The sequence below is a fragment of the Rhodanobacter sp. sgz306013 genome (assembly GCF_057031145.1).
Genome location: NZ_JBXCIJ010000003.1, coordinates 83,016 through 98,838, shown reverse-complemented (window position 1 = coordinate 98,838; position 15,823 = coordinate 83,016). Strand labels below are relative to the sequence as shown.

Below are 15,823 nucleotides of genomic sequence, written 5' to 3'. Positions count from 1 at the left end.
TCATCGACGCACGACTCCGGAGAGGCCACCGGAGATCAGGCTGGCCACGTTGGCAAGGATCATCGGCAGCGCGATGCCGCCCGGCACCGCCATGTAACGCGGCTCCCACTCGGGGTCGAACTTGTCCTTGTAGCGCTGCAGGCCCTGGAAATTGTAGAAGCGTTCGCCGCGGCCGAACACCAGCGCGCCGAAGCGGTTCCACAACGGCGCCTGCCGCCGGGTGGTCAGGCCGGCCAGCGGCGCCATGCCGAGGTTGAACCAGCGGTAGCCCTGCTGCTTCGCCCACTGCATCAGCTCGACGAACAGGAAATCCATGATGCCGGAGGGGCCTTCGGGCACGAAGCGCATCAGGTCCAGCGAGGCTTCTTCCTTCGTCTCGGTAAGGAACAGGTTGGCGAAGGCCACGATCCGCTCACCCTGCCACACCAGCGCCATCGGCGTGCGCACCAGGTAGCGCGGATCGAACGCGCCCAGCGAGAAACGCTTCTCGCGCGCGTGCTTGTCGGCCAGCCAGGCGTCGGAGATCTCCTTCAGCCGGGGCAGCAGGGGCGCCACCGCGTCCGCCGGTACGATCTCCAGCCGCAGGCCGTCGCGGCCCAGCTTGTTGATGGTGCCGCGCAGGGTCTTCTTCGACTTGCCGTCGAGGTTGAAATCGGCCAGCCGCACGCGCGCCTCCTCGCCGATCTTCAGCAGGTTCATCCCCACTTCGAGGTACATGTCCAGGTCCTCGGGGCAGACCTGGTAGAACACCGGCCAGCCGCCCGCGCGCTCGCATTGTTCGAGGAAACTCCACACCAGCTCGCGCCGCGCGTTCTCGTCCATGCCCACCGGGTCGCCCATGGTGACCCAGCTGCGGCCCTCGGTGTCGTACATCAGGAAGGCCTTGCCCTGGTCGTCGAACAGCAGGTGCTTGTCGCCCATCAGGGCCAGGTGCGCCTGCGCCGAATGGAAGCCGCGGATCAGCGGCAGCGCGCGCTGCAGTTCCGCCTCGCTGGGCGGCGCGCGGCGCAGGCGCTGCGGCTTGATCAGGCTGGCCAGCGCGAACAGCAGACCCGCCACCGCCGCACCCACCAGCGCGCGCAGCGCGCGCGGTGCGCCGCCCTGGTGGAAACTGAATTCCCACCACAGGGAGCTGCTGTACTCCACGTGCTTGTAGCTGAACATCACCAGCCAGGTGGCGCAGCCGAACACCGCCAGGATCGCCACGATCCAGCCCACCGAAAAAGTGGTGCTGAACAGCGAGGCGCGCCGGTAGAACAGCCGGTGCGCCGGCGCCAGCGCCAGCGCCAGCAGGGCCAGCAGGGTCGCCTCCTCGTAGTCGATGCCCTTAAGCAGGGAGAGCACCGCGCCGGCCACCAGCAGCACCAGGGTCAGCCAGTAGGCCGCGTCGAGCCGCCGCTGCAGGCCGCGGGCGAGGATCAGCAGCAACATGCCGATCACGCTGGCCAGCAGGTGCGAGACTTCCAGCACCGACAGCGGCAGCACGTCGCGCAGGATCGCCATGCGGTCCGGCAACGCCCGCGTGGCGCCGGAAAACAGCAGCACCGCGCCGGACACCAGGGTCAGTCCCGCGAAGAACGACGGCAACAGGCTGTTGAACCATGGCGACCACAGCGACTGCCGGCGCAAGCCCCGCGCCTCGCGCTGCAGCACCAGCATGGTCGCCGCGCACAGCGGCATCAGGTAATAGACCACGCGGAACATCGCCAGCGCGCCCAGGATGGGGGCGGCGAGGTGCTTGTCGTCGGTGGCGTGGAAGCCGGCCAGCATCACCGTCTCGAACACGCCCAGGCCGCCCGGCACGTGGCTGATCAGGCCCACGATCTGCGCGATCACGAAGATCGCCAGGAAATGCCCGAAGCCGGCGTGCAGGCTGTCCGGCATCAGCACGTACATCACCGCCGCCGCCAGCCACCAGTCCAGCGCACCCACCAGCACCTGGCGCAGCGCAGAGGCCGGCCGCGGCAGCAGCACGCGCCAGCGCCACAGCCTGAGCGGCTTGCGGATGAAGCCACCCAGCACCCAGGCCAGCGGGACTGCAGTCAGCACCAGGGCCAGGCTGATGCGCCAGTCGCTCAACGGCAGGCCCGAGGGCAACGGCACGATCAGCAGGGTCACGCCGGTCAGCGCCAGCAGCCCCAGCCAGAAGCTCAGCGTGCAGTACAGCACCAGCTTGGCGATCTCCGCGGTGGAAAGACCGTTCTGCACGTAGAAGCGGTAGCGGATCGACCCGGACACCAGGAACGACATGCCCACCGCGTTGCTGAAGGCGTAACTGATGAAGGAGATCAGGGTGACCCGTCGCCACGGCAGCGACTTGCCGATCGACGCAAGGCCAAAGCGGTCGTACAACGACATCACCCCGAAGCCCAGCATGGTCAGCACGATCGCCAGCAACAGGCGCTGGCGCGACACGCTGGCCACGTATTCGCGGATCTCGTGATAGGTGACGTGGCGCGCCAGCAGATGCAGCGCCCACAGCGCCAGCACCAGCATGCCCACCGACAGCAGCGGCCCGGCGATCCGCCGCAGCAGCACCGCCCGCTGGCTGGGCGGGTTCAGGGCATCATCCGGGCGTGGCACCTGCTCGACTTTTTCCTGCTCCACGCGACGCTCGTTTTCCCTGGAGGGCCGCTAGTTTAAAGCAGGCCTTGTTGCAGGCGATAAACAATGCCCAACTTCACTTTGCGGACGTACCCTGCCCCAAGCGGGCGATCCAGCGGTACATGAAGAAGACGATGACTGCGAAGGCAATGCCGCCGATCCACTGCGCCGCCTCACCGAAGCCTTGGCCCACCAGCGCCAGCGGCGCCGGCTTGCCGGAGAGCCCGACGATGAACGCGATGACCACCCCGATCACGCTCTCGCCCACGATCAGGCCCGAAGCAAGCAGAACACCGAGTTGCTTGGTGGTTTCCGGTTTCTTCCCACGGTCGGCGCGACGATCGAAGAACCAGCCCACCACCGAACCCACTACCACCATCAGCGTGCTGACGGTGGGCAGGTAGATGCCCAGGCCCACCGCCAGTGGCGGCACGCGCATGTGCTTGGTGGTGCGCGCAAGGATTTCGTCGATCACGATGATGCCGACGCCGATCCAGATGCCCGTGATGATCAGGCTCCAGTCGATGTTGTTGGTGATCACGCCCTGCGCCAGCGCGGAGATCAGACCCGCCTGCGGCGCCGGCAGCGCGTGCGCGCCCGCACCGGCCACGCCCACGAAACCGTAGGCCTTGTTGAGCATGTCCAGCACCGGCGGAATCACTGCCGCACCGGCGATCACGCCGACCACCAACGCCACCTGCTGGCGCCACGGCGTGGCATCAACGAGCTGACCGGTCTTCAGATCTTGCAGGTTGTTGTTGGCGATGGCCGCCACGGCGAACACCACCGAGGTGATGAACAACGCGAATGCCACCAGCGCTTTGCCTTCTTCTGGACCCACGTGCGGCTTCACGAACGCCACCAGCAGCAGCGCCGCGGCGATAACCACGAGGATGCCCACGCCCGACAGCGGGCTGTTGGACGAACCGATCAGGCCAGCCATGTAACCGCACACGGTGGACACGAAGAAGCCCATCAGCACCACGAAGGCCACGCCCCCGATGGCGAGTACGGCAACGTGGTCACCCAGACCGCTGGTCTCGCCGAAGTAGCCCAGCAACCAGGCGATCGGCACGAAGCAGGCCAGCGTGATCAGGCCGACGATACCGATCGGGATATCGCGCTCGGTGCGCGGCAGTGAGTCGGCCTTGCCGGCCTTGCGCACGCGCGAAGCGGCCATCGCCGAGGTCAGACCGCTGATCACCGGCTTCACCAGCTTGGCGAGCGTCCAGATGGCCGACACGCCAATGGCACCCGCACCGACGAAGCGCACCTTGTGGCTCCAGGTGGCGTTAGCCAGATCCGACACCGTCGCGGACATGTCGCCCAACACCGAGTAATGCGGCACGCCCCAGCCCCAGCCGATGACGGCGCCGATGAGCATCGCGATGCCTACCGAAAGGCCCACCAGATGGCCGATGGCGAACAACGCGAATGAAAGATTGAAATCGAAGCCGCTGACCGCGCCCTTGTCGTTCACCCGGAAGTTACGCACGAAGTCGGACGCGAACACCTGTGTGGCCACCACCACGGCGAACAACGCCGACACAATGGAACCCCACAGCACGGCAAGCAGGCCGGCACGTCCCTCTTCCACGCTGCTCTCATCGGCGTCGTCGCCGGTGCCCACCTTGAGCACTTCGGCGCAGGCGAGGCCTTCCGGGTACGGCAGGTCGGTATCGGTCACCAGCGCACGACGCAGCGGGATCGAATACATCACGCCCAGGGTGCCACCCAGGGCACAGATGGCGAATGACGTCCAGAACGGGAAGTCGGCCCACCAGCCGATCATGATCATGCCTGGCAGCACGAAGATGATCGATGACAGCGTGCCCGCCGCCGAAGCGATGGTCTGCACGACATTGTTTTCCTGGATGGTGGAATCCTTGAACCCGCGCAGCAGGGCCATGGAAATCACCGCCGCCGGGATCGAGGTGGCGAACGTGAGACCGGCCTTGAGACCGAAGAACACGTTGGCCGCGGTGAACACCACGGTGATCACGACGCCGATGACCAGGCCGCGCAGGGTCAGTTCGGCGCGTGAGGGCGCGCTGGATGCGGATGGGTTCACGCTGGTACTCCCCGGATGGACGCTGCCGCGCACGATAGCTTGGATCGGGCATACCGCGAAATATTGCTGTGGCAACGCCTTGCATGGCAGGCGTGCCGCCCCGAGGCGGCCTAGACATCGCCGCAACGGCGGCTGGCGCACTGTGCTGCTGTCGCGATCCGGGAGGCGAACACATGTGGCGCAGGCCATGGCTCAGCTTGGGCGCCGCCGCTGCCCTGGCGCTGGCGCTGGCCGCCCTCGCGGCCGGATCGCCAGCGGCCGCGCGCGGCGACGCCGGCTTCGTGGCACGGATCGACCTGGACGGCCCGATCGGCCCGGCCGCGGCGGAATACGTCGATGCTGCAATGCGGCAAGCGGATGCCGACGGCGCCACGGCCATCGTGCTGCAGATGGACACGCCCGGCGGCCTCGCCGAATCGATGCGACGGATCGTCAGCGCGATCCTGGCATCGCGGCTGCCGGTGCTCGGCTATGTGGCGCCGCCTGGTGCGCGCGCCGCCTCGGCGGGCACCTACATCCTGTACGCCTGCCCGGTGGCGGCGATGGCGCCGGCCACCCACCTGGGTGCGGCGACCCCGGTCAGCCTGGCCGGCGGCACGTCGCTGCCGGTGGGTGGCACCCGGCCCGCCTCATCCAGAAGCAGCGACAGGCCGGATTCCGGCGCCCCCGCCACCGACGCGGAAAGCCGCAAGGTGCTCAACGACGCGATCGCCTACATCCGCTCGCTGGCGCAGTTGCACGGACGCAACGCCGCGTGGGCCGAACAGGCGGTGCGCGGCGCATCCACGCTCACCGCCAGCGAGGCGGCCGGCCAGCACGTGGTCGACTTCGTCGCCGCCGATGCCGCCGCGCTGCTGGCACAGGCCGATGGCCGCACGGTGAAGCTCGGTGACCGGAGCGTGGTGCTGCGGCTGCGCGGGCTGCCGGTGCGCGATTACCCGCCGGACTGGCGGGCACGCTTCCTGGGCATCGTCACCAACCCGACCATCGCCTACCTGTTGCTGCTCGCCGGCATTTACGGGCTGATCCTGGAAGCCTTCCATCCCGGCAGCTACCTGCCCGGCGTCACCGGCGGCATCTGCCTGCTGGTAGGGCTATACGCGCTGCAACTGCTGCCGGTGAACTACGCGGGGCTGGCCCTGATGGCGCTCGGCATCGGCCTGCTGCTGGCGGAGGCCTTCATGCCGACCGCGGGCGTGGTCGGCATCGGCGGCGTGATCGCGTTCGTGATCGGCTCGATCATGCTGTTCCACCGCGGCGTGCCGGGCTACGAGGTGAACGTGGGCGTGATCGCCGGCCTCGCCTTCTGCGCCGTCGCCCTGCTGGCCATGCTGCTGCGGCTGGTATCGCGCGCGCGCCGGGCCACACCTTTCGTCGGCGACGAACCGATGCTGCAGGCCAGTGGCGAGCTGCTGCAGGCAGTGCCTGCCGGCGGCGAGAGCTGGGCGCGCATCGGCGGCGAACGCTGGCAGGTGCACTCTGAAACCGCCCTGCCTGCCGGGACGCGCGTGCGCGTCTCCGGGCGGCACGGCCTGCTGCTTCACGTCACGCCCTTGCAGGCGAACAAAGGAGAACGCCCATGATCGGGTTCGGTGGTGTCGTCGTCATCGTGGTGGTCCTGCTGCTGTTCCTGACGATCAAGGTGCTGCCGGAGTACCAGCGCGGCGTGGTGCTGACGCTGGGCCGCTACACCGGCATCAAGGGTCCGGGCCTGGTGCTGCTGGTGCCCATCGTGCAGCGCATGACGCGGGTGGACCTGCGCGTGACGGTGATGGATGTGCCGCCGCAGGACGTGATCTCGCGCGACAACGTGTCGGTGCGGGTGAACGCGGTGGTGTACTTCCGCGTCGTCGAGCCGGACAAATCGGTGCTGCAGGTGGAAAACTTCCTGCAGGCCACCAGCCAGCTGTCGCAGACCCGGCTGCGCTCCGTGCTCGGCCAGCACGAACTGGACGAAATCCTGTCGCAGCGCGATTCGATCAACCACAGCCTGCAGCAGATCCTGGACGAGGCCACCGATCCCTGGGGCATCAAGGTCACCAATGTCGAACTCAAGGACGTCGACCTCAACGAGACCATGGTGCGCGCGATCGCCCGCCAGGCCGAGGCCGAGCGCGAGCGGCGCGCCAAGGTGATCCATGCCGAGGGCGAACTGCAGGCCGCCGAGAAGCTGCGCGACGCCGCCGCCCTGCTCGCGCAGCAGTCGCAGGCCCTGTCGCTGCGCTACCTGCAGACGATGGCCGACATGTCCAACAGCGGCAAGGCGTCCACCATCGTATTCCCGCTGCCGATGGAGCTGATCAAGCCGCTGCTGGACGCCGGCAAGCCGCACGTGCCGACGGATTGACGACAGCCTGCTGACAACAGGCTGTCAGCAGCGTCCGGCCAGACTCCCGGCCATTCACCCGAGGAGTCTCGCCATGACCACGCCGCAAATCACCTTGTACGGTTGCGCCCCCGCCTTCGGCCTGCCCGACCCCAGCCCCTTCGTCACCAAGACCGAAGTGCAGCTGCAGATGGCCCATCGGCCCTACCGCAAAGTATTCGCGATCCCGCCGGAGGCGCCCAAGGGCAAGCTGCCGTACATCGACGACGCGGGCGAGGTGGTGTGCGACTCCAGCTTCATCCGCGCCCACCTCGAGCGCACATACGGGGTCGACCTGGACGCGGGCCTCGACGCACGCCAGCGCGCCGAGGCCTGGGCGATCGAGCGGATGGTCGAGGACCACCTGTACTGGGCCATGGTCTGGTTCCGCTGGGTCGATGCGGAGAACTTCGCCAAGGGCCCGGCGCATTTTGCCGACCGCGCGCCCGAGGCGCTGCGCGAACGGCTGCGCGAGGACATGCAGGCCGCCAAGCAGAACGAGCTGCACGCGCAAGGCCTGGGTCGCCACGCGCCGGCGCAGATCGCCGAACTGGGCACGCGTTCGATAGCGGCGCTCGCCGTGCTGCTGGGCGAACGCGAGTATCTGTTCGGCGACCGGCCGCACGCCGTGGACGCCATCGCCTTCGGCGTGCTCGCGGCGATCCTCACCCCGTTTTTCGACACGCCGCTGCGCGCGGCCGCCGAACGCCATCCGAACCTGGTCGACTACGTGGCGCGCATGATGCGGGTCTATTACCCCGCGCATGTCTGGCCGCAGCTGCAGGCTGCGGCGGCCTGAGCGTCGAAGTGCTCCGGGCTATCTGCGATGATGCGTCGCCATCATCGCGGATACCTCCCATGCGCCATGCCCTCGCCCTGCTCGCCTGTTCCAGCCTCGCGCTCGCCGCGCTGACCGCCTGCAACGGCACGCCACCGCCGCCCGCGCCGGCCGGCCACGGCCAGGTGGACAAGCTCGCCACCATCGACACCAAGGTCGGCGACGGCGCCGAGGCCAAGCCCGGCATGACCGTGCAGGTGCTCTACACCGGCTGGCTGTACGACGACACCGCCAAGGACAAGCACGGCGCGAAGTTCGACTCCACCGCCGACCACGGCAACGAACCGTTCTCCTTCACCCTGGGCCAGGGCATGGTCATCAAGGGCTGGGACCAGGGCGTGGCCGGCATGCACGTGGGTGGCGAGCGCACGCTCATGATTCCCGCCGAACTCGGCTACGGCGCGCACGGCGCCGGCGGGGTGATCCCGCCGAATGCCTCGCTGGTGTTCGACGTGAAACTGGTGGGCGTGGGGCAGCGATAAGGCCTTCGCCCACTTCAAGGGAAAACGCCCACACCCGCATCCTGCCGCACGCCCATCGTAGGTCGGGCTGAAGCCCGACCTACGGGTCCAACGCAAGCTACAGGAGCGCACCCTGTGCGCGATGGTCCCTGCCGCGCACAGGGTGCGCTCCTACGGGGTTGCCTCGTCGCGCAGCGCAGCCACCAGTTCATACGAGCGCCGCCGCAGCGCGTGGTCGAACACGTTGCTGGTGATCATCAGCTCGTCCGGCCGGTGGCGGTCGATGAAGGCCTCGATGCCCTGCTTCACCGTGGCGGCGTCGCCGATCACGGCGCAGGCCAGCGCGCGCTCCACCATGAGCTTTTCCGCTGGCGTCCAGTACGCCTCGATGTCGGCTATCGGCGGCGGGATCAGGCCGGGATGGCCGCGGCGCAGGTTGATGAAGCTCTGCTGCTGGGTGGTGAACAGGCGCCGCGCCTCGGCGGCGCTGGCCGCTGCCACCACGTTGATTCCCAGCATCGCGTAGGGCTTCGCCAGGCGCGCCGACGGCCGGAAATCCCGCCGGTATAACGCCAGCGCCTCGTCCATCGCATCGGGTGCAAAGTGCGAGGCGAACGCATAAGGCAATCCCAGTTGCGCGGCCAGCCGTGCGCCGAACAGGCTGGAACCCAGCAGCCACACCGGCACCTCGCTGCCCGCGCCGGGCACCGCGCGCACCGCCTGGCCCGGCGCGGCCGGCTCGAAATAGGCAAGCAGCTCCATCACGTCCTGCGGGAACGCGTCGGCGCTGTCGTAGTACCGGCGCAGCGCCCGCGCGGTGGCGTGGTCGGTGCCGGGCGCGCGGCCGAGGCCGAGGTCGATGCGGTTGCCGTATAGCGCGGCCAGCGTGCCGAAGGCCTCGGCCACCTGCAGCGGTGCGTGGTTCGGCAGCATGATGCCGCCCGCGCCGACGCGTATCGTCGAGGTGCCGGCGGCCACGTGGCCGATCAGCACGGCGGTCGCCGCGCTGGCGATGCCGGGCATGTTGTGGTGCTCGGCCAGCCAGTAGCGGCGGTAGCCCAGCCGCTCGGCAAGCTGCGCGAGGTCCAACGTGTTGCGGAAAGCCTGCGCGGCGTCGCTGCCTTCGGCGATCGGCGCGAGGTCGAGGACGGAGAACGGGATCATGGCGGCATCCGGGGAAAGGATGCGCTCCTATCTGGGGGTTGATGCCGCGCTTGGCAATCTCGGAGCCTGTTCGCGATCTCTGCATGGCCCGCGCCGGGAGCTGCTTGCGCGCAGGCCAAGGAAAAAGGAAGGCGTGGACGTCCGTCCGCGCCCGAGTGATGCCGCCGGCATACGGGCAAACAGACCCGGCCCCGGAATTTATAGGTGCAGGGGTAGCCTCGCCGTGGCCGCCATGCGGCAGCGCGCGGCTTGGCCTGACAGCCAGACAGGCGCTGCGCCACGCACCACGACCTGACAACCACGACAAGGCAACGCGAGCCAAGCAGAGATCACGAACAGGCTCTCAGCCGTCCGGATGCCGCGCCTGCCACGCCGCCAACGCAGCCTTGTAGCGCTCCAGCTTGGCCTCCCAGGTGTCGTAGACGCAGGGCACACAACCTTCGCCGCAACAATCGGCCGGGTCGGGCGCGGGCGGCGGTTGCGGCCGCGGATCGTCGGGCGGGCTGGCAGGCGTGTCGGCGGCGCTCACGCGCAAGGATTCCGGTCGGGCATCGCCGCAGTGTATCGCCGCACTGGCCGCGCGGCCGCCGCGCTGCGATGATCGGGAACTCCCCGTTGCGGAAGTCCCCCGATGCCGTCACGCCTTGTCCGTTCCCTGCTCGCGCTGCTGGCCGCGCTGGCACTGCCCTTCGGCGCGCCCGCTGCGCCCGTCGCCGGCGAACACTATCGCGTGGTGGCCTACGATACCGCACAGCACCCCATCCCCGCCGGCGACGTGGATCGCATCGATACCTTGATCTTCGCTTTCGCACGGGTGGTCGATGGCCGGGGGACGCTCGACGACGCGGCCCGCGCACGGCTGCAGCAACGGATCGCGCTGAAGGCCGCGCATCCGGGACTCAAGGTGATGGTGTCGGTGGGCGGCTGGAGTGCGGGCGGCTTCTCCGAGGCGGCATCCACTGCGGCCGGGCGGCAGCGCTTCGCCGACAGCGCCGCGGCACTGCTCGCCGGGACGCATGCCGACGGCCTCGACGTGGACTGGGAATACCCCGGCCATCACGAGTCCGGCATCGCCTCCAGTCCGCAGGATCGCGAACACTTCACCGCCCTGCTCAAGGCGCTGCGCACCACGCTGGACCGCGCCGGCCACGGCAGGCACACCCTGCTGACCATCGCCGCCGCCGATGGCCCGTTCGTGGACGGCATAGACATCGCCGCGGTGGCGCCGTCGCTGGACTGGTTCAACCTGATGACCTACGACTTCTGCAACGCGATGACGCCGACCACCTGCAACCACACCGGCCTGCATGCTTCCGCGCTGGCGCCGGCGGATGTACGCACGCTGGCGCGCGCGGTGCGGCAGTTCCGCGCCGCCGGCGTGCCAGCCGCCAAGCTGGTGCCGGGAGTGGCGTTCTACGGCCGCGAATTCGCCGGCGTCGACCCCGCCCATGACGGCCTGTTCCAGCGCTACGCCCACTTCCAGGGCATGATCGCCTGGCCGCAGCTCAAGGCCGGCTACATCAACCACCACGGCTATGTGCGCCACTGGGACGCCAAGGCCGAGGCGCCGTACCTGTGGAACGCGCAGACGCATCGCTTCGTCACCTATGACGACCCCGAATCCATCGCCGCCAAGGCCGCCTACGTGAAGGCACGACACCTGGGCGGCCTGATGTACTGGGAACAGGACAACGACCCCAACGGCGAACTGCTCAACGCGGTGTGGCAGGGCTTGCAGTGACGCGCACCCGTGACTTGTGACCCATATCCGGGCGGCGCAGGGGACAGCGCCCGGCGAGGCTGGTAAAACGGCGGGCGACGAGGCTGTTTCCTCTGCCGAGGTAGCCCGATGTCCCCACGCCGCCCAGCCACCTTGTTCGCCTGCGTTCTGCTGGCGTGCGGCCCGCTTGCCGCCGCCGCGCAGACGGCGGCCGAGTGGCAGGCGCTGCAGCTTGCCGCGGCGAACAAGTCCGACGGGATCATGGCCGCGGCGAACCGGCACAAGGGGCTGCTTGCGCAATACCAGGTGATGCGCCATGCCTGGGACGATGACAAGTCGCCGGCGTTCCGGCTGATCTTCGGCCAGTACCTCAGCTGGTACCAAAGCTTCCTCGGCGACTATCCCGACGCGACGGCCAGCTTCTCGATCAAGCAGCTGCCCGAGCCGGACGACCGCCCCTCGCCACTGGGCCTGCCCGGCTACCACGCCTGGCCCGCGCTGGCGGCGATCCCGGAGCTGGCGAAGAACTACCGCGTCGTGCTGTTCAACGAGGCCCACAACGTGGCGCTCACCCGCAGCCTGACCGTGCAGTTGCTCAGCCGCCTGCGCGCGGAGGGCTTCGACTACTTCGCCGCCGAGACGCTGTACCAGGCCGACACCGGCCTGCGGCGGCGCGGCTATCCCGTCGACACAAGCGGCTTCTACACCGAGGAACCGGTGTGCGCCGAGATGGTGCGCACTGCGCTGAAGCTGGGTTTCAAGGTGGTCGCCTACGAGGCCCGGTCCGACGCCAGCGGCGACGCGCGCGAGGCCGAGCAGGCGCGCAACCTCGACGACGCCGTGTTCAAGCGCGATCCCGGGGCGCGCCTGGTGGTCGACGCCGGTTACGGGCACATCCTGAAATCCGGCCGCTACCTCGGCGGATCGTCGATGGCCGAGCACCTGTACAAGCTCACCGGCCTGACCATGCTGTCGGTCGAACAGACCGCGCTGTATCCGCATGCAGTCGCCGGCGACGACCATCCGGTCTACACCGCGGTGATGGCACGGCTGCATCCGGAGGTGCCGATCGTTTTCACCGACATCACGGGCAAGCCCTGGTCGCTGCGCCCGGGCTACGACGTCAGCGTGTTCTTCCCGCCGATCCGCCTGGTGCGCGGCAGGCCCGACTGGCTGGGCCTCGGCGGCCTGCGCCGCGCCTGGTTCGTCGACGGCGCGCGCTGCCAGCAACATTTTCCCTGCCTGGTCGAGGCGCGCTACGCCGACGAGGGCGACGACGCGATCCCGGCCGACCGCCTGGTGCTGGACCAGGTGCCGCTGCCCGGCACGCTGGGTCTGCGACTGACGATGAGCTCGCAGGGCGTGCCGGGGTCCGACCTCTACCTGCGCCCCGGCAAGTACCGCCTGCGCTTCAGCGACGAGAACGACGACCCGCTCCACCACCAGAACATCACCGTGCCGGCCAGGAGTGGCGACAACGACTAGCCGACGCAACCTGCCGAATCGCCGCGCGACTGCGGCGAACGGCCGATCGACCCACCACGTCCCGCTCGTGAAGGAGAGTCACCGCATGATCCATCCGACCATTCGCCCGGCACTGGCCCTGGGCTGCCTGCTGCTCACCTTCTGCGCCGCGGCCGCCCCGCCTGCCGACCAGCCGATGGGCGCCATGCTCGGCTTCACCACCGAAGGCGCCGCGCAACAGCGAAGCCTGGAGCAGCGCTTCGACGCCCTGCTCGACCCCGCCGACCAGCGCGCGTGGCTGAAGCAGATGTCCTCGCAGCCGAACCAGGTGGGCACGCCGCACGACAAGGCGAACGCCGAGTTCATGCTGGCGAAATTCCGCGCATGGGGCTGGGACGCGCGCATCGAGACCTTCGACGTGCTCTACCCCACGCCGAAGAAGGTGGCGCTGGAACTGCTGGGGCCGAAACCCTACACCGCGAAGCTCAGCGAGCCGGCCGTGCCCGGCGACGCCACCTCGGCGATCCGCGACGGCGCGCTGCCGCCTTACAACGTCTACGGCGCCGACGGTGACGTCACCGCGCCGCTGGTCTACGTCAACCAGGGCATGCCGGACGACTACAAGGCGCTGGCCCGGCGCGGCATCGATGTCAAAGGCAAGATCGTGATCGTGCGCTACGGCGGCGGCTGGCGCGGCCTGAAGCCCAAGCTCGCGCAGGAACATGGCGCGGTGGGCTGCCTGATCTACTCCGACCCGCGCGACGATGGCTACTGGCGCGGCGATGAGTACCCCAAGGGCGGCTGGCGACCCGCCGACGGCGTGCAGCGCGGCTCGGTGGCCGACATGCAGGTCTATCCCGGCGACCCCACCACGCCCGGCTACGGCTCCGTCCCCGGGGCGAAACACCTGGCGCTGAAGGACGCCAAGACGCTGATGAAGATCCCGGTGTTGCCGATCTCCTGGGCCGACGCTACGCCGTTGCTCGAATCGCTGGGCGGCCCGGTGGCGCCGGCCGACTGGCGCGGAGCCCTGCCCTTCACCTACCACATCGGCCCGGGCACGACGAAGGCGCATCTGGTCGTCCAGTCGGACTGGAGCCGCAAGCCCGTCTACGACGTGATCGCCACGCTCAAGGGCGCCACCGAGCCGGACCAGTGGATCGTCCGCGGCAACCACCACGACGGCTGGATGTTCGGCGCCTGGGACCCACTCGCCGGCAACGTGGCGCTGCTGGCCGAAGCCAAGGCCATCGGCACGCTGGTCAGGCAGGGCTGGCGGCCGCAGCGCACCCTGGTCTACGCCAGCTGGGACGGCGAGGAACCCGGTCTGCTCGGCTCCACCGAATGGGCCGAAACACATGCCAAGGAGTTGCAGGCCAAGGCCGTGCTCTACGTCAACTCCGACACCAACGGCCGCGGCTTCCTCGACGCTGGCGGCAGCCATTCGCTGCAGCACCTGGTGAACCAGGTCGCCGCCGGCGTCACCGATCCGGAAACGCACGTCAGCGTGCAGCAGCGCCTGCGCGCCCGCATGCTGGTGGACGGCGCGGCGAAGGGCGCCAAGCCCGAGGCGAAGGAAGACGCCAAGCCGGCCGCCTCGGGTGGCGACCTGCCGATCGCTGCGCTGGGTTCCGGCTCCGACTACAGCGCCTTCCTCGAACACCTGGGCATCGCCTCGCTGGACCTCGGCTTCAGCGGCGAGGACGACGACGGCGGCATCTACCACTCGCGCTACGACTCCTTCGACCACTACGTGCGCTTCGGCGATCCCACGTTCGAATACGGCGTGGCGCTGTCCAAGGTCGCCGGCCACATCGTGCTGCGCACCGCCGACGCCCGCGTGCTGCCGCTGCGCTTCGGCGACTTCAGCGACACGCTGGATCGCTACGTCGACCAGTTGCACACGCTGGTCGCAGACACCCGCAAGGCCACCGCCGAACAGCACCGCCTGCTGGCCCAGCATGCGTTCGCGCTGACCAGCGACCCCACTCGTCCGGTCGCGCCGCCGGAACGCGACTCCGACGTGCCGGCGATCGACCTCGCGCCGCTGGACATGGCGGCGAAACGACTCAAGCAGAGTGCACAGGCCTATGAGGCCGCGTATCACGCCCGCGCTGCGGCAGGACTCGATCTCTCCGAAGCCCAGCGCAACAAACTGAACACGCTGATGGGCCGCATGGAGCAATCGCTCACCGATCCCGACGGCCTGCCCGGCCGCACCTGGTTCCGCCACATGATCTACGCCCCTGGCATGCTCACCGGCTACGGCGTCAAGACTCTGCCCGGCGTGCGCGAAGCGCTTGAAGCGCGGCGTTGGAACGAGGCGGATCGCTATGCCGTAGTCACGGCAAAGGTGCTGGATGGTTATCGTGCGCAGCTCGACAAGCTCACTGCGATGCTGAAACAACCGCGCTGAGCGCGGTCGTGGAAGGCGCCAGGGACGGCGCCGGACTACCCTTCCATGCCCTACTTGCTGGCCACGCTGTCGATGGGTCGCTGCGCGACCGCCGCCCTCGGATACTTCGGGCCACGGCTGTCATCGTTCGTTGGTCGGATCAGGCAGCGGCCCAATCATCAATTCATGCTGACGCCGCTCCGTGGCGCGGCTTGATTCAGGCGTCAGGCACCAGAGAGGAGGCACTGTGGAACTCGCACAAATCGGCCAGATCGCCCTGCCAGTCAGTGATCCCGATCAGTCGGAGTCGTTCTACGGTGGAAGTCTGGGCCTGACCCGACTCTTCCGCTTCGGCTCATTGGTGTTTTTCGACTGCGCTGGCGTGCGACTCATGCTGGAGGGATCATCCAAGGCTGTCGTGGCTTCCGCCGGGACTTGCCACTATTTCCGCGTCGGGAACATCGACGCAGCGGTGCTCGAACTCTCCGCCCGGGGCGTGAAGTTCGACGATGAGCCGCACCTCATCGCCAAGATGCCCGATCACGAATTGTGGATGGTGTTCTTCCGCGACCCCGACGGCCATCAACTTGCGCTTATGGAGGAGCGCAGAGAAGAAGCTTCTTGAAATCGGCATCCACTGCGAGAAAGGGCGCCACGCCAAAATAAAAGGAGGCGCACTGCGCCTCCCACCATGACTTTATATCCGCCACCGCGACTTGCGGCAAGGCTCACGGCGCGAAC

At 68.5% G+C, this 15,823-nt stretch carries 12 protein-coding genes; 8 read left to right on the top strand and 4 right to left on the bottom strand.

Going from position 1 to position 15,823, the window contains the following annotated elements; genetic code table 11:
* Both mprF and AC2EWF_RS09910 read right to left on the bottom strand, forming a co-directional pair.
* Positions 1-2,607 (bottom strand): bifunctional lysylphosphatidylglycerol flippase/synthetase MprF, encoded by a 2,607-nt coding sequence (gene mprF, locus AC2EWF_RS09915; RefSeq protein WP_483639215.1) that lies wholly within the window; start codon positions 2,605-2,607, stop codon positions 1-3.
* Positions 2,608-2,680: 73 nt separating this feature from the next.
* Positions 2,681-4,675 carry an OPT family oligopeptide transporter gene (locus AC2EWF_RS09910; RefSeq protein ID WP_483639214.1) on the bottom strand — a complete coding sequence of 665 codons (1,995 nt, stop codon included), beginning with the start codon at positions 4,673-4,675 and terminating at the stop codon, positions 2,681-2,683.
* 173 nt (positions 4,676-4,848) lie between these two features.
* Between AC2EWF_RS09910 and AC2EWF_RS09905 the strand changes: the two genes are divergently transcribed.
* The 4 genes from AC2EWF_RS09905 (at position 4,849) to AC2EWF_RS09890 (ending at position 8,360) form a co-directional block, all read left to right on the top strand.
* Entirely contained in the window at positions 4,849-6,258 is a 1,410-nt protein-coding gene (locus AC2EWF_RS09905) for an NfeD family protein (RefSeq protein ID WP_483639213.1), read from the top strand.
* Complete coding sequence (locus AC2EWF_RS09900) at positions 6,255-7,022, top strand: slipin family protein (protein ID WP_483639212.1); 768 nt, start codon at positions 6,255-6,257, stop codon at positions 7,020-7,022. Before AC2EWF_RS09905 ends, AC2EWF_RS09900 begins: the two co-directional genes overlap by 4 nt.
* A gap of 73 nt (positions 7,023-7,095) precedes the next feature.
* Positions 7,096-7,839 (top strand): glutathione S-transferase family protein, encoded by a 744-nt coding sequence (locus tag AC2EWF_RS09895; protein ID WP_483639211.1) that lies wholly within the window; start codon positions 7,096-7,098, stop codon positions 7,837-7,839.
* A gap of 59 nt (positions 7,840-7,898) precedes the next feature.
* On the top strand, positions 7,899-8,360 hold the full coding sequence (locus tag AC2EWF_RS09890; protein ID WP_483639210.1) for an FKBP-type peptidyl-prolyl cis-trans isomerase: 462 nt from the start codon (positions 7,899-7,901) through the stop codon (positions 8,358-8,360).
* 150 nt (positions 8,361-8,510) lie between these two features.
* On the opposite strand, the gene AC2EWF_RS09885 is transcribed toward AC2EWF_RS09890, so the two are convergent.
* Together AC2EWF_RS09885 and AC2EWF_RS09880 are read right to left on the bottom strand one after the other, a co-directional pair.
* Entirely contained in the window at positions 8,511-9,503 is a 993-nt protein-coding gene (locus AC2EWF_RS09885; protein ID WP_483639209.1) for an LLM class flavin-dependent oxidoreductase, read from the bottom strand.
* 343 nt (positions 9,504-9,846) lie between these two features.
* Positions 9,847-10,032, bottom strand: a complete 186-nt coding sequence (locus AC2EWF_RS09880; protein WP_483639208.1) for an oxidoreductase-like domain-containing protein — start codon at positions 10,030-10,032, stop codon at positions 9,847-9,849.
* Positions 10,033-10,134: 102 nt separating this feature from the next.
* On the opposite strand from AC2EWF_RS09880, the gene AC2EWF_RS09875 reads away from it, so the two are divergent.
* The 4 genes from AC2EWF_RS09875 (at position 10,135) to AC2EWF_RS09860 (ending at position 15,707) form a co-directional block, all read left to right on the top strand.
* Positions 10,135-11,244 carry a glycoside hydrolase family 18 protein gene (locus AC2EWF_RS09875; RefSeq protein ID WP_483639207.1) on the top strand — a complete coding sequence of 370 codons (1,110 nt, stop codon included), beginning with the start codon at positions 10,135-10,137 and terminating at the stop codon, positions 11,242-11,244.
* 108 nt (positions 11,245-11,352) lie between these two features.
* Complete coding sequence (locus tag AC2EWF_RS09870) at positions 11,353-12,708, top strand: hypothetical protein (protein WP_483639206.1); 1,356 nt, start codon at positions 11,353-11,355, stop codon at positions 12,706-12,708.
* An 85-nt stretch (positions 12,709-12,793) separates the two neighbouring features.
* Positions 12,794-15,103: a transferrin receptor-like dimerization domain-containing protein gene (locus tag AC2EWF_RS09865; protein WP_483639205.1), complete on the top strand. Its 2,310-nt coding sequence runs from the start codon at positions 12,794-12,796 to the stop codon at positions 15,101-15,103.
* A 226-nt stretch (positions 15,104-15,329) separates the two neighbouring features.
* Positions 15,330-15,707, top strand: coding sequence for a VOC family protein (locus tag AC2EWF_RS09860; RefSeq protein ID WP_483639204.1), 378 nt, complete (start codon positions 15,330-15,332; stop codon positions 15,705-15,707).
* The last annotated feature ends 116 nt before the right edge of the window (positions 15,708-15,823 follow it).

Coding starts and splice junctions, on each gene's coding strand:
- AC2EWF_RS09900 (WP_483639212.1), top strand. CDS start 6,255: ATGATCGGGTTCGGTGGTGTCGTCGTCATCGTGGTGGTCCTGCTGCTG.
- AC2EWF_RS09895 (WP_483639211.1), top strand. CDS start 7,096: ATGACCACGCCGCAAATCACCTTGTACGGTTGCGCCCCCGCCTTCGGC.
- AC2EWF_RS09905 (WP_483639213.1), top strand. CDS start 4,849: ATGTGGCGCAGGCCATGGCTCAGCTTGGGCGCCGCCGCTGCCCTGGCG.
- AC2EWF_RS09875 (WP_483639207.1), top strand. CDS start 10,135: ATGCCGTCACGCCTTGTCCGTTCCCTGCTCGCGCTGCTGGCCGCGCTG.
- AC2EWF_RS09870 (WP_483639206.1), top strand. CDS start 11,353: ATGTCCCCACGCCGCCCAGCCACCTTGTTCGCCTGCGTTCTGCTGGCG.
- AC2EWF_RS09890 (WP_483639210.1), top strand. CDS start 7,899: ATGCGCCATGCCCTCGCCCTGCTCGCCTGTTCCAGCCTCGCGCTCGCC.
- AC2EWF_RS09865 (WP_483639205.1), top strand. CDS start 12,794: ATGATCCATCCGACCATTCGCCCGGCACTGGCCCTGGGCTGCCTGCTG.
- AC2EWF_RS09885 (WP_483639209.1), bottom strand. CDS start 9,503: ATGATCCCGTTCTCCGTCCTCGACCTCGCGCCGATCGCCGAAGGCAGC.